This is a genomic window from Proteus sp. G2618, assembly GCF_009915995.1.
Classification (GTDB): domain Bacteria; phylum Pseudomonadota; class Gammaproteobacteria; order Enterobacterales; family Enterobacteriaceae; genus Proteus; species Proteus terrae.
The window spans coordinates 23,882-38,710 of record NZ_JAABNI010000005.1 but is presented as its reverse complement, the minus strand read 5'-3'; the positions used below and the strand labels follow the sequence as shown (position 1 = coordinate 38,710).

Here is a 14,829-nt window from a genome sequence, read left to right as displayed (position 1 = left end):
CAGAATTTTATGAGTGTATAAATTTATTCTGTTTTAGTGGTGATTTTCTTCAAGATGTTGTCTGTCTTCACATTCCATCTGTAACGTAATATGGTTGATATGGAATTGCTCACGAAGTTGTTGCTCAAGGTGAATTCTGAGTTCTTCATGATTGGCATTAGGTTGATAAACGATGTGCCCACTTAAAATAAGTTTACTTTGTGTGAGTGCCCATAAATGCAAATCATGAGAGCCCACAACATCAGGGTTATTATTAATTGTTTCAGTAACCTGAATAAGATCGATACCGCGAGGCACGCCCTCAAGTAAAATATTCAGACATTCTTTAAGTAATATCCAAGTTCGAGGGAAAACCATAAAACCGATTAACACGGCAATAATAGAGTCAACAAGCTCCCAACCTGTAAGCCAAATAATGACCGCTCCAATAATTACGCCAATTGAGCCCAGCATATCGGCCCAAACTTCTAAGTATGCCCCTTTTACATTAAGGCTTTCATCCTTTGTACTGGTGAGTAACTTCATTGAAATCAGATTAACAACAAGACCTATTGACGCAATGATAAGCATACCAACAGATTGAATATCAGGAGGCGAAGATAAGCGTTTATAGGCTTCATATAAAATATAGAAAGCGACTGCCATTAAAATAAGTGCATTCATGGTTGCAGCTAATATTTCAAAGCGTGCATAACCATAAGTTCTAAAAACATCAGCGGCTTTTCTGCCTGCATGAATAGCGATCAGTGCAAGTAAAAGTGCGAAAGCATCCGTCATCATATGCATGGCATCGGAAATTAATGCCAAGCTACCAGTTAAATAACCGCCAATAAATTCGACTAACATAAATGATGATGTTAAGCCGAATGTAATTAATAATCGCGATTCAGGTAGTGTTTTTACATCCGCATGTTCATGATTTCCACTCATTGAAGTTCCTTATTATCCGAATAGCATTATTAAAAACATAGCTGAAAATAAAGAAAAATAAATTAGATAAAGGGAGAATTTCTAGACAACTTGAAGCGAATACAGAGACATTAAATGAAGGAGTATTGATAGCTAAGTTCACACGATAATTAAAACCAGTTAAATGATTTACTAATTATCGTGTGAGTAATAAAGCTAGGGCAATAAATTGATTAAGGACGATGGTGGTAATGTTGTTGATTTGGACTAGACATAATCACAGATGCGCGCAAATGTCCTTCTACACAAATATAAGAGTGGGGGGCATTACCATGAAAAGCGTAAAAATCACCCGTTTCTAATAAAACCGTTTCGTCGTTATCAAAACGCATCATTAATTTACCAGAATAGACCATGATGTGTTCTTGAGTGCCATCAGCGTGAGCAGGGCTATTAATAATCGCGCCATGCTTCATCTCGATATGCCAAATCTCAGTAATATTGCCGATACCAATACGGAATTTAAACTCTTGAGCATAATCACCAACGATAGGTTTATGTCGTTCTAAACGAGGGTACTCTTCACGTGTAAAACTAAATAAATCTCCCAAAGGAAAGCCAAGCGCTATCGCGATAGCCTCTAAGGTATCGATTCTAGGATTAGAATCACCTGATTCTAATTTTGACAATGCAGCCTTGGATATTCCCGATTTTCTTGATAACTCATTAAGTGACAAGTTTCGAGATTGTCTTAATTGTTTGACTTTATTACCAAGGTATTCATTCGTTTTTTTAGGAGGTTGTGGGTTCATTGCCAATTCAAAATATCGTTAGTTTAAAAGTGTCATTCCGAGTAGATAATAACACTAATTAACCGTATTCGGAAAAATGAGATCCTGTTTCTGCTGTATTTTGTGAATCGTCTTACGATCACTGTTCGATTTTTAGTAATTACGCTAATATCCTTCAATAAATGATAATTATTCAAGGTTTGTTATGATGGACTTGCTTAGTTGGTCTGATCTTTTTATTTGCCTACTTACCTTATTTTTTGCTTACGTTATTTTCGGTATGGCTGGATTTGGCTCGGCGTTAATTGCTGGTCCAGTATTAGCACTTTATTTACCTCTTTCAATGATAGTGCCTTTATTGGCATTAATCGATTTAAGTGCAGCTATAGTGAATGTCGTAAGGGATGGTAAACAGGCTGATTTTAAAGAGATACGCTATCTTATTCCGCTTATTATTATTGGTAGTCTTGTCGGTGCGACAATTTTATTAACCACACGTCCTGATTTACTTTCTCTTCTTTTAGGTATCTTTGCCACTTGCTATGCAATCTATGCACTATTTTGGAAAAAACAAGAAAGCCAATTTTCTCAACGCTTGGTTTATCCTTTTGGGTTAATTGGTGGGGTATTTAGCGCATTGTTTGGTAGTGGTGGTTTTTTATATGCGATCTATTTATCAGGTAGGATTGCAGACAAAAATAAGTTTCGCATCACACAAACCACATTGATTGGTTTTAGTACACTAACGCGGGTGGTGATTTTTTTATTTGCGGGTATTTATTGGCAATTGGATATTCTTAAGTTAGCGGTTATTTTCTTACCAGCTATGTTTGCTGGTGTATGGTTAGGACGAAATTTAACATTACAGATGTCAAAAGCACGATTTATGAGTGTGATTTATGCCATTGTATTGGTATCGGGTGCTGTGCTTATCTACCGTTATTTTTCTTAAGCGTTGTAGGACAAATGACGGTGAAGTGAGAATATTGTGAAAGGCAAAGATCTTCGTGAGTCAAATGGAGATCTTTCTCTGATTAACGTTACTTTTTAAGCATGTTTATCTATTTCTTATCCCCTATAATATAACAATATTTTATTTAACCTCCTTCCTTTTATTACAGAGGTTTCTGTTATTCACAGAAACAAAATAACATGTCACATCAAAATTATCGCCAATCCGAAGTTTTTGCGATAACAACTATCACGGTAAGTATTGGCGTTATCGGGATTGTTATCGGATTAACTATTCCTATGGTTGCACTGCGCCTCAACTTAGCGGGTATTAGTGAATCTATCATTGGACTTATTTCTGCAGCGCCAGCTATTGGGATGTTAGTTGTTTCACCTTTTGCTCGGCGTATTGTGCAATGGGTTGGTAAACGCTTTGCCATGCTATTAGCCACCATTGTTTCTGCAATCAGTTTGTTACCCTTAATGGGAAGCTTACCTCTAGAGTTGTTATTTCCTTTACGATTAATCACTGGCATTGCCAGCGGTGTGATGATTTGTTTAGGCGAAACGTGGATCAATGAGCTTTCACCTGATAATAAACGAGGGCGAATTTTAGCGGTATATACCACGGTATTTACTATTAGTCAGTTATTAGGTCCTTCAATTATTGCGCTATATGGAGTTGCAGATAAGACACCTATTTTAATTAGTGTCTTTATTCATATTATCTCTATTGTCCTGTTTTTAATGATGGATCAGAAAACAGGAGATAAATTACCAAAAGATACGCAAGAGCCGAATTTTTCTATTATTCGTTTTGTTAAAGTTGCACCCGCAATCTGTGGCGGTATTGTATTTTTTGCTTTTTTTGATGGCACCGTACTTTCAATGTTTCCTATTTATGGTCTAAGTGTGGGACATACTGAAGCGATTGTAGCCATGATGATAAGCGCTATTTTAGCCGGTGACGCCATTATGCAAATGCCGTTTGGCTGGCTTGCTGACCACATGAACAGGACACGGTTATATCGAATTTGTGGTGTAGTTACTCTACTCGCAAGCTTATTATTGCCTATCACGATGTCTCATACATTTTTGATTTGGCCTTTATTACTGGTGCTGGGTGCAACAGCGGGTGCGATATACACCATTGCGTTGGTACAAATAGGGCAATATTTCTCAGGTAATGACTTGATGGTCGCTAATGCGTCAGCTGCGATGTTATGGGGAATAGGTAATTTATCTGGGCCTTTGCTGGCTGGCGCATTGTCAGAAATTTCTTCATCTTCACTACCATTTTTATTGGTTGCTATGACAGGCTTATTCTTAGTATCAACGATGGAACGTTGGAATCTAGGCGTTGAAGCTCTCAATAGTAGCTCATCTTAATATCATTTCTTCTCTATCGTATTCCATTTAGCAAAATCTGCCGTAAACCCTCGCCCAATACGGGCGGGGATATAAGGTGAAAAGCCCGAAGGGCTTTAAAGATCAGTCAGAGGTTGACTGGCTCTGAACATAGGCTCTGAGTGTTTCAATCGTCGCACCTCCGGCACTACAGACGAAGTACGATCTTGACCAAAGAAGCCCAGTTTTGCCTTGCATTCGTAAATGTGTGTTTTGCTGGCGCAATAGCCGCGATGATACTGATTTCAGATTGTTGACCATCACACTGACCGCCAGTTTTGGGGGGTAAGCAACCAGCAGATGCACATGGTCAGGCTCTCCGTCCATCTCAATAATTTCGCATTCAAGTTTTGCTGCAGCGGAGCCAAAAGCTTCACGCAGTTGAGCGATCATTTGTCCGTCAAATAGCTTACGTCGATACTTCGTCGTAAAGATCAGATGCACAACCAGCTTGCTGACACTGTGCCTTTTGTGGAGGAAACCCTCCAGCGCTTCACATCGTTTACTCAATTGATATTCTCTCTTAACCTATTAATATAAAAGCATTATATCAATGAGCGCTAATTATATTAAGAGCAACAAAAATACGCATCTACCCGACACCAGAGCAGGCTGAATATCTCAATGCTCAGTTTGGTGCGGTTCGTTTCGCGTACAACAAAGCTCTGCATATCAAGAAACACGCTTACCAGCGACACGGCGTAAATTTAAACCCGCGTAAAGACCTCAAACCACTGCTTGCTGTGGCGAAGAAATCCCGCAGATATGGATGGCTTAAAGAATATGATTCTATTGCGTTGCAGCAGGCGGTGATTAATCTCGATGTGGCTTTTTCCAATTTCTTTAATCCGAAATTAAAAGCGCATTTCCCTGCATTCAAACGTAAACACGGCAAACAATCGAGCTATCACTGTGTTGGGGTGAAAGTGCTGGATGATGCTGTCAAAATTCCGAAAATTCCGGCGATTGAAGCACGATTGCATCGTGAAATCACGGGCACGTTAAAAAGCATTACTATCAGCCGTTCCGCAACGGGGAAATATTACGCCTCGTTACTCTGTGACGACGGAATGGAAGCGCCAGCGAAGCCCGCACTGATATCAAACGTGACGGGGCTCGATATGGGGCTGACGCATTTTGCCATCAAATCGAATGGCAATAAAATTGCTAATCCGCGCCATCTTATCAATGCCAGCCACAATCTGCGCCGGAAGCAGAAAACCCTCTCCCGCAAGAAAAAAGGGAGCGCTAACAGACGCAAAGCCAGAATACAACTAGCCACCGTTCACGAACGTGTAGCCAATGCCCATGTCGATTTCCAGCACAAGTTATCTCGCGCAATTGTTGACGAAAACCAAGCGGTAATTGTCGAGACGCTGAAAGCGGCAAATATGATGAAAAACCCTCATCTGGCTCGTGTGATAGGCGATGCGGGATGGTCTGGATTTATCACCAAACTGGAATACAAAGCAGCAGAAAAAGGTGTTCATGTGGTGAAACTGGATCAATGGTTCGCCAGTTCGAAAACCTGCCATTGTTGCGGTCACAGGATGCCAGAAATGCCATTACATAAGCGCATATGGCAGTGTCCAGAGTGTGGAGTTGAACATGACCGCGATATCAACGCGGCGATCAACATCGAATGCAAGGGCATACTGGAATTACAAGCGGCGGGACTCGTCGTTTCTGCCCATGGAGCCCTGCGTAAATCCGTCATACAGACGGTTGCGGCCTGAGAAGTGGGAAGCTTCGCCCGACAGGGCGGGGAGCAGTCACGGTGTTAGGAATACGATAGAGGAACTCTCCCTTTTCTCGATTTCTAAATATTAATATTTTATCTTTTTGTTTTTTATAAATTATTATAATTGTGTTTCGTAATTGTACTTATTTTAAAATTTATTAAGAATAATCTAGAAATGTCTATATTGAATAGAAAGCAATTTGCTAAAACAACATTTATTCATCTAATGTTAGAAGTAGAAGATAGCAATATCTTCAGATAAAAATAACGAATACTGCAAACCATTAATCGCCACACATTGGGAACGAGAGGTATTATTTATCTAAGCAACTTATTAAGGTTACTAATAATAGATAAATATACCTAGTTATTATCTTGTTTAAAACAAATCTAGTAAAAACAATTAATTAAGTTAACTTCTACTGTGGGATAAGAATGATATTGGATGATTGTACAAAAGTAGAATGATGAGGAAAGTAGGCAACTGCTTTCCTCTTTTTCCTTTTTTTCTGACTTTAAATTATCTTTTTATGACATTTTTATTAAAAATGTATTTTTTTGCTTGATTCTTACCCTAAAAGCACCAGATAATCGTTTGCGTCAAATTCTCTCACTCAATCCACACGAAAAACCAAACGTTTGCTTTTGACTCCCTCTTAAGATTTTTATCAATAAGAGGTTATTTTAATTTATACGTAATCGTTTTCGTTTTTTGGAGAGTGAACCGTTTTTATGTCAGAGGAATGTAATGTCTGCTAATCAATCAGCAACCACAGGTAAACTGGATAGCTATTTTAAACTTACAGCTCGCGGTACAACTGTTCGCAAAGAAATGATCGCCGGTTTGACGACATTTTTGGCGATGGTGTATTCCGTGATTGTTGTTCCTAGCATGTTAGGACAAGCCGGTTTTCCACATACCGCGGTTTTTATCGCAACCTGTTTAGTCGCGGGATTGGGCTCTCTTCTAATGGGATTGTGGGCAAATCTTCCTATGGCAATTGGTTGTGCTATTTCATTAACCGCATTTACTGCTTTCAGCTTGGTCTTAGGACAAAACATCTCTGTGCCTGTTGCTTTAGGTGCCGTGTTTTTAATGGGGTGTTTATTCACCGTATTCTCATTAACCGGCATTCGTACTTGGATCTTAAAAAATATTCCGACAGGTATTGCTCATGGTGCAGGAATAGGGATAGGTTTATTTTTACTTTTAATTGCTGCCAATAGTGTTGGGCTTGTCGTTAAAAACCCATTTGATGGTTTGCCTGTGGCAATGGGTAAATTCACTTCATTTTCTGTTCTGATGTCACTTGCAGGATTAGCCGCTATTTTCGGATTAGAAAAACGTAAAGTTCCGGGTGGTGTATTATTGGTGATTGTTGCCATTTCTATTATTGGGCTGATTTTCGATCCTAATGTGAAATATCAAGGCATCTTTAAAATGCCTCAATTAGGTGAAGATGGGCTTTCTTTATTGTTTGCGATGGATATTAAAGGTGCCTTACAGCCTTTAGTTTTACCAAGTGTTCTTGCGTTAGTGATGACTGCGATTTTTGATGCAACAGGGACTATCCGTGCCGTTGCCGGTCAAGCAAACTTATTAGATAAACGCGGACAAATTATTAATGGCGGAAAAGCACTGACTTCAGACTCCGTCAGTAGCATTTTTGCGGGTGTGATTGGTGCGGCTCCTGCTGCGGTTTATGTTGAATCAGCTGCAGGAACAGCCGCTGGTGGTAAAACAGGATTAACCGCAACAGTGGTAGGTATTTTATTTTTACTGATCCTTTTCTTATCACCTCTCTCTTATTTAGTTCCAGCTTATGCAACGGCACCTGCGTTAATGTATGTAGGTTTATTGATGCTAGGTAATGTCACTAAGTTAGATTTCAGTGATTTTGTTGATGCAATGTCAGGCATGGTATGTGCTGTGTTTATTGTTCTAACATGTAATATCGTCACCGGTATTATGTTAGGTTTCGGCTGTTTAGTGATTGGTCGTGTCTTTGCAGGTGAATGGCGAAAACTCAATATTGGTACAGTATTAATTACTATTGCTCTAGTGGCATTTTATGCGGGTGAGTGGGCAATTTAATTTGAATAATCGGTTTTAAAGACAAAAGGCGGAATATATTTTTATTCCGCCTTTTTGCTATTTATTTATCTACTTTTATTCGCTATTGTCGAAATTAAACCTAGTAATTAAATAGTTGGTCGAATATATGCAAAAAATAAAAATTCGCCATGGCGAACCAGACGACGCAGTCGCAATTCAACAGCTATATACACATCCTGATTTATATATTTGCACTTGCCAATTTCCTTTTCCTTCAGTCACAATGTGGAAAAAAAGATTACTCGAATTTACAGAACAAAATATTCCTAATTTTGTAGCAACTATTGATGGTCAAGTTGCGGGACATTTAGCTCTGATAATCGATAATCATCCTCGTCGTCGCCACATTGTCAGTTTTGGTATTGGTGTTGGCGCTGAATACTCTGGGAAAGGTGTCGGTAAGTTACTTATCAATACAGCAATTGATTATGCTTTCAATTGGTTAGCTGCCACACGATTAGAATTAGAAGTGTATTCAGATAACGAAAGAGGTTTGCATCTCTATAAGAAGTTAGGCTTTGAAGTTGAAGGTATACGCCGTAAAGCTGCCTTTAGAGAGGGTAAATATTGTGATGTTGTTATGATGTCGATGTTACGAACAATTGAATAATCATCAGCATTGTGTGTTCGCTCTCAAATTTAATCGTTAGTGTTATTTACCTATTATTTTTTACTTAATGACTTAAAATTTTACGTTTTTATATGATCTATTACGTTGCTTAAGCTGTAAAAGAGAAATAAAAAACGTATGCTTTCTATAATTAATGCCGTTAATAAATAAAGAGCAATAAATTGGGTACAATGTGCGGTGTTAGATACGATTAGTCTTAATTTTTAAATATTCTCACAGAGTCTGTGTGGGATTTGTTTAAAATAAGCGTAGAAGCATAGTAGAAGCATAGATAAAGAAAACTATGGTACGTGAATTTTACATAATGTGTTTCTTTATCTTTCGGTAGATTTTCCTTATTACAAGGATAAAAATAGGCATGTAAGGGTAACATGGAAATTTTCTTTACTATTTTAATTTTAATACTGGTGGTTTCAGTTTCGGGAGTTATTACAAAATTAATTCCCTTTCGTGTTCCGTTACCATTAATACAGATTGTGATAGGGGCTTTATTGGCATGGCCTCAGTTTGGTTTACATGTCACTTTTGATCCTGAATTGTTCCTCGTTCTATTGATCCCACCTTTGCTTTTTGTTGATGGTTGGAAAACACCGACACGAGAATTTATCCAAAATGGGCGTGAGATTTTTATTCTTGTGCTTGTTTTAGTGATGGTGACAGTCGTTGGTATCGGTTATCTGATTTATTGGATGATGCCAAGTATTCCTCTTATTTCTGCATTTGCATTAGCAGCCGTACTTTCGCCAACGGATGCGGTCGCACTTTCGTCCATTGTCGGCAAAGGGCGAATACCTAAGCGAATAATGGGTATTTTAGAAGGTGAAGCATTAATGAATGATGCTTCAGGTCTGGTTGCCTTGAAATTTGCGGTTGCTGTAGCAATGGGCACAATGGTGTTTACTGTTGGCGGTGCAACGCTAGAATTCTTTAAAGTTGCTGTGGGGGGATTACTCGCAGGTATCGGAGTCACCTTGCTTTACAGTAAATCTCTACGATTAATGAGTCGTTGGAGTGGAGACGATCCTGCTACACAAATCGTCTTTATGTTGCTGTTGCCTTTTGCCTCTTATCTTATTGCAGAACATATTGGTTTTTCAGGTATTTTGGCCGCTGTTGCCGCTGGTATGACTATCAGTAAATCAGGCGTTATTCGCAATGCACCTCTTGCAATGCGTTTACGTGCTGACAGCGTGTGGTCAATGCTTGAATTTGTTTTTAACGGCCTTGTTTTTATCATGCTTGGCTTACAACTTCCTATTATCTGGACCAGCTCTGTTATTCAAGCAGATCTTGACCCTGAAGTTGAAGTCTGGATGTTGTTTGCAGCAGTTTTCGTTATCTACTTTGCACTGTTGATCCTGCGATTTACCTGGTTATGGCTAATGAAGAAAATTAGTAGGATCTTTATGAAAAAGCACCCACTCGATTTCGCTAATTATACAACGCGTGAGTTGTGGCTATCGTCATTTGCTGGTGTTCGTGGTGCTATTACGCTTGCGGGTGCGCTATCTATTCCACTATTTTTAACCGATGGCAGTACATTCCCGGGGCGTTATCAAATTATCTTTATTGCTGCTGGCGTTATTTTACTGTCGATTTTAGTGGGTATTATTTCTCTTCCTTTCCTATTAAAAGGCGTGAAAGCAACCGACAAAGAAGCTGACAAAAATGAAGTTCGTTATGCACGTAAAGTGATGGCTGAAGTGGCAATTGTCAGCCTGAATAAAATGGAAGAGCGCTTAGCAGCAAGTACAGAAGAACAGTTAGATGCTGAAGAAATTAATGAAGTTGCTTCGCGTGTAACGGGTTATCTAAGACGTAGAACCGCTGATCAAGATGAAATGGTTCATAACATGTTAGAAGAAGATCTCGAAAGACGCTTTCGCCTAACGGCTTTACGCGCTGAACGTGGTGAGCTTTACCATCTAAGAGCAACACGAAAAATCAGTAATGAAACCCTTCAATTATTGCTGCATGAGTTAGATTTAATGGAAGCGTTGTTAGTAGAGAAAGATAATTAATTATGTGGTTGCTTGTTATTACAACCCTGTTGTGGGCGGCCTCTTTTAGCCTGATCGGCGAGTATCTCGCGGGTCAGGTTGATAGCTGGCTCTCTGTTTTGATCCGAGTTTCTTTGGCGGCTTTGGTCTTCTTGCCTTTCTTACGCTGGAAGGGAATTCGCTTTAAGGTGATTTTGCTTTATATGCTCGTGGGGGCTTGCCAACTCGGTATTATGTATCTGTTTGTCTTCCACGCTTATAACTATTTGACTGTTGCTGAATTTTTACTTTTTACTGTATTAACACCGCTTTATGTCACGCTAATTTATGATTTATTAGAGCGTCAGAAATTACGTTGGGGTTATGCATTTAGCTCATTATTAGCAGTATTAGGTGCGGCAATTATTCGCTATGACCATTTAAGTGATGATTTTTGGTATGGATTGTTATTAGTGCAACTGGCTAATATTTTCTTTGCTATTGGTCAGGTGGGTTATAAACGGTTAATGGAAGTACATCCTATTCCTCAACATCATGCATTTTCTTGGTTTTATCTTGGTGCAGTTGCGGTTTCATTAGTTGGTGCATTGTTTTTTGCCGATTGGCAGAAAATGCCAACAACATCGCTACAATGGGGGGTTTTACTCTGGTTAGGGATTGGCGCTTCTGGAATAGGGTATTTCATGTGGAACTATGGTGCCACACAAGTAGATGCTGGAACCTTAGCTATTATGAATAACATGATGGTTCCAGCAGGGTTATTAGTGAATTTCTCTATTTGGCAACAACATCCAGATTGGCCAAGTTTCATCATAGGCGCGAGCCTGATTGTTGCATCACTTTGGATCCATCGACGCTGGATACGCCGACCTGCTTTACAAAAGGAAGATTGTTAACAGCGTGCTGACCTGATAAGCGAATAAACTCTCGAATTGCCGGTTGATGTTGCTCTCCACTACGGTTAGCGGCATATAACCGGCTCCATAATCCCTCTCCTAATGTTTTTGTAACAACTAATCCTTGTTTTTCAAAGTTCTCAACAGCCCAATGAGGTAACGCAGCAATACCCATACCGGCTGCAACCATTTGAATTAATAACAACGTATTATCGACGTGTTTAAAATGTGGTGTGATCCCTGCTGGCTGCAAGAAATGGCGCCATACATCAAAGCGCTCTCTTTGTACGGGATAAATAAACAGGGTTTCTGCAATTAAATCTTGTGGCTGAATATGTAAGCGATTAGCAAGAGGATGGTCTGGCGATAAAACTAATTTCACTTCATAGTCAAATAACGGAGTGTAATGTAAACGAGGATCATCCAAGATATCGGAGGTTAGCACCACATCTAATTCACGCTGTAATAGTGCGGGTTGTGGATCGAATGTCACTCCCGAATGAAAATCAACAGTCACTTCAGGCCATGTTTGACGATATTGCTGTAATGCAGGCGTTAACCATTGAATACAACTATGGCATTCGATAGCAATATTCAAATTCACACTACCCGGCTCATTACACGCTTCAATCGCCCTACGAACGATAGGCAATACTTCTTCTGCTAATTTAACGAGCACTTCCCCTTGTGAAGTAAAGCGCAGTGGTTGGCTTTTACGTACAAAAATTCGATAACCAAGGCGATGTTCTAATTCACTAAATTGATGTGAAAGAGCCGATTGTGTTTGATGCAATTGATTTGCTGCATTGGCAAGAGAGCCTGTGTGCTTCAATGCTAAGATCGTTTTTAAATGTTTTATTTCTATCATGAGAAACCTTCAGGTTGTTGATGAAAAATTTGCGCTTGTGATTTATACACTACCTGTAGATTATGGATGTGTAAACATCTAGACGGCTAAAAACAGGATTTTAATTATGACAATTCGCAATCACACACTCGGTTTCCCTCGTATTGGCTTAGATAGAGAGCTCAAAAAGGCGCAAGAAAATTATTGGGCAGGCAAGATTTCACAGGAAGAATTGGTTGCAGTGGGTAAAGAACTTCGCGCTCGCCATTGGCAACAACAAGCAGATGCAGGTATTGAATTATTACCTGTCGGTGATTTTGCTTGGTATGACCAAGTATTAGGTACAAGCCTACTGTTAGGTAATGTGCCACCTCGTCATCGTAATGAAGATGGCTCACTCGATCTTGATACTCTATTTAGAGTCGCTCGTGGTAGAGCACCAACAGGTAAACCTGCTGCTGCATCTGAAATGACGAAATGGTTTAATACTAACTATCACTATATCGTACCGGAATTTCAGCAAGGTCAGTCATTTACCTTTGCATGGAAAGAGTTGCTAGAAGAAGTCGATGAAGCATTAGCACTGGGTTATAAAGTAAAACCTGTTTTACTCGGTCCTGTGACTTACTTGTGGTTAGGTAAAGTGAAAGGCCCTGAATTTGATAGATTAACGCTGTTAAAAGATATTTTACCTATCTATCAACAAGTCCTTACTGCATTAAAAGAGAAAGGCATTGAATGGGTGCAAATTGATGAGCCTGCATTGGTACTCGATTTACCTGTTGAATGGCAAAATGCGTACCAAACAGCTTATCAAGCATTAACGGGACAAACTAAATTACTGCTGACAACCTATTTTGATGGTATTTCTCATCATCTTGATATTATTAAAAATTTACCTGTTAATGGGCTTCATGTTGACATTTCAGCTGGGCTAGATGATTTGCAACATTTACACCAAGCGTTACCTAAAGACTGGGTACTGTCATTAGGTGCCATTAATGGTCGAAATGTTTGGAAAGCAGATTTAAGCGCACGTTATCAGCAAGTGATTGCGCTAAAAGATAAGCGTCCTTTGTGGATCGGAACATCATGTTCATTACTGCATAGCCCAATTGATTTAAATGCAGAGACGAAACTTGATGATGAAGTAAAAAGCTGGTTTGCTTTTGCTGTTCAGAAATGTGAAGAAGTGACTTTGTTAGCCAAGGCATTGAATGCACCAGAAGGTGAGTATGATGAACAATTAGCACAGTACAGTGCGCCAATTCGTCAACGTCAGCACTCGACTCGTGTGCATAATGCAACAGTTGAGGCTCGTTTACAGGCAATTGAAGCACAAGATAGTGAAAGAAATTCACCTTATACTCAACGTGCAGAAGTACAACGAGCTCGATTTAATCTGCCATTATGGCCTACGACCACGATTGGCTCATTCCCGCAAACAACAGAAATTCGTACTGTTCGTTTAGATTTTAAGAAAGGGCGTATAGATACGGCAGCTTATCGCACAAATATTAGTGAACATATTAAGCAAGCAATATCAGAACAAGAAAACCTTGGTCTTGATGTATTAGTTCATGGCGAAGCTGAACGTAATGACATGGTGGAATATTTTGGTGAACATTTTGATGGTTATGTGTTTACGCAAAATGGCTGGGTACAAAGTTATGGTTCACGCTGTGTAAAACCACCAGTGATTATCGGTGATATTAGTCGCCCAGCACCGATTACTGTAGATTGGGCAACGTACGCGCAGTCATTAACGGAAAAGCCAGTTAAAGGCATGCTTACAGGTCCTGTGACAATTTTATGTTGGTCGTTCCCTCGTGAAGACGTGACGCGCGAAACAATTGCAAAACAGATTGCGTTAGCACTGCGTGATGAAGTGGATGATTTACAAAAAGCGGGTATTGGTATTATTCAAATTGATGAGCCTGCATTACGTGAGGGATTACCACTACGTCGTAATGAGTGGCAGGCTTACCTTGATTGGGCTGTCGATGCCTTTAAATTAAGTGCTGCCATTGCTGATGATGAAACACAAATTCACACGCATATGTGTTATTGCGAGTTTAATGACATCATGGATTCTATTGCGGCACTGGATGCGGATGTTATTACTATTGAAACTTCACGTTCAGATATGGAGCTGTTAGAAGCCTTTGAACACTTTGATTATCCAAATGAAATTGGACCAGGTGTTTACGATATTCATTCACCTAATGTGCCAAATGTGGAATGGATCGTTGGTTTATTAAGAAAAGCGCAATCTCGAATTCCTGCAGAGCGTTTATGGGTGAATCCAGATTGTGGATTAAAAACACGAGGCTGGCCTGAAACACGCGCAGCATTAGCGAATATGGTTGAGGCGGCTAAGTATTTGCGTCAGAGCATATAATAAAATAATTAATCGTTCATTAGCCTGTTATTTTTGACCTGCTACTTTAGATAAGTCGCATAGTCAAAATAGCAGGCTAAATTTATATAAAATAAAAAAGAAAGGTATTCATTAAAACTTAGAGTAAATCTGATTATTG

Annotated in this window: 12 protein-coding genes; 8 read left to right on the top strand and 4 right to left on the bottom strand. The window is 39.4% G+C overall.

All coding sequences use genetic code 11. From position 1 onward, the window contains the following. Positions 1 to 33 precede the first annotated feature (33 nt). Positions 34 to 930: a cation diffusion facilitator family transporter gene (locus GWJ01_RS01440; protein ID WP_109401921.1), complete on the bottom strand. Its 897-nt coding sequence runs from the start codon at positions 928 to 930 to the stop codon at positions 34 to 36. 212 nt (positions 931 to 1,142) lie between these two features. Further along, positions 1,143 to 1,721: a helix-turn-helix domain-containing protein gene (locus GWJ01_RS01435; protein WP_069368071.1), complete on the bottom strand. Its 579-nt coding sequence runs from the start codon at positions 1,719 to 1,721 to the stop codon at positions 1,143 to 1,145. A 184-nt stretch (positions 1,722 to 1,905) separates the two neighbouring features. On the opposite strand from GWJ01_RS01435, the gene GWJ01_RS01430 reads away from it, so the two are divergent. Both GWJ01_RS01430 and GWJ01_RS01425 read left to right on the top strand, forming a co-directional pair. Further along, complete coding sequence (locus GWJ01_RS01430) at positions 1,906 to 2,652, top strand: sulfite exporter TauE/SafE family protein (protein ID WP_161710614.1); 747 nt, start codon at positions 1,906 to 1,908, stop codon at positions 2,650 to 2,652. Between the two features lie 200 nt (positions 2,653 to 2,852). Further along, on the top strand, positions 2,853 to 4,040 hold the full coding sequence (locus GWJ01_RS01425) for an MFS transporter (protein WP_161710613.1): 1,188 nt from the start codon (positions 2,853 to 2,855) through the stop codon (positions 4,038 to 4,040). Between the two features lie 102 nt (positions 4,041 to 4,142). On the opposite strand, the gene tnpA is transcribed toward GWJ01_RS01425, so the two are convergent. Next, positions 4,143 to 4,568, bottom strand: a complete 426-nt coding sequence (tnpA, locus tag GWJ01_RS01420; RefSeq protein ID WP_161710612.1) for an IS200/IS605 family transposase — start codon at positions 4,566 to 4,568, stop codon at positions 4,143 to 4,145. A gap of 56 nt (positions 4,569 to 4,624) precedes the next feature. On the opposite strand from tnpA, the gene GWJ01_RS01415 reads away from it, so the two are divergent. From GWJ01_RS01415 to GWJ01_RS01395, 5 genes are all read left to right on the top strand, one after another. Continuing rightward, positions 4,625 to 5,794 carry an RNA-guided endonuclease TnpB family protein gene (locus GWJ01_RS01415; RefSeq protein ID WP_161710646.1) on the top strand — a complete coding sequence of 390 codons (1,170 nt, stop codon included), beginning with the start codon at positions 4,625 to 4,627 and terminating at the stop codon, positions 5,792 to 5,794. Between the two features lie 753 nt (positions 5,795 to 6,547). Then, positions 6,548 to 7,894, top strand: coding sequence for an NCS2 family permease (locus tag GWJ01_RS01410; protein ID WP_109401919.1), 1,347 nt, complete (start codon positions 6,548 to 6,550; stop codon positions 7,892 to 7,894). A 127-nt stretch (positions 7,895 to 8,021) separates the two neighbouring features. Then, positions 8,022 to 8,525, top strand: a complete 504-nt coding sequence (locus GWJ01_RS01405) for a GNAT family N-acetyltransferase (RefSeq protein ID WP_109401918.1) — start codon at positions 8,022 to 8,024, stop codon at positions 8,523 to 8,525. 392 nt (positions 8,526 to 8,917) lie between these two features. Then, complete coding sequence (locus GWJ01_RS01400) at positions 8,918 to 10,567, top strand: Na+/H+ antiporter (protein ID WP_099660254.1); 1,650 nt, start codon at positions 8,918 to 8,920, stop codon at positions 10,565 to 10,567. Between the two features lie 2 nt (positions 10,568 to 10,569). Continuing rightward, positions 10,570 to 11,442, top strand: a complete 873-nt coding sequence (locus GWJ01_RS01395) for a carboxylate/amino acid/amine transporter (RefSeq protein ID WP_109394575.1) — start codon at positions 10,570 to 10,572, stop codon at positions 11,440 to 11,442. Here the strand turns inward: GWJ01_RS01395 and metR are convergent. Next, positions 11,357 to 12,310, bottom strand: a complete 954-nt coding sequence (gene metR / locus GWJ01_RS01390; protein ID WP_075672279.1) for an HTH-type transcriptional regulator MetR — start codon at positions 12,308 to 12,310, stop codon at positions 11,357 to 11,359. The two genes, GWJ01_RS01395 and metR, sit on opposite strands and share 86 nt — an antisense overlap. 106 nt (positions 12,311 to 12,416) lie before the next feature. On the opposite strand from metR, the gene metE reads away from it, so the two are divergent. Beyond that, positions 12,417 to 14,690, top strand: a complete 2,274-nt coding sequence (gene metE / locus GWJ01_RS01385) for a 5-methyltetrahydropteroyltriglutamate--homocysteine S-methyltransferase (RefSeq protein WP_161710611.1) — start codon at positions 12,417 to 12,419, stop codon at positions 14,688 to 14,690. Positions 14,691 to 14,829: the final 139 nt, after the last annotated feature.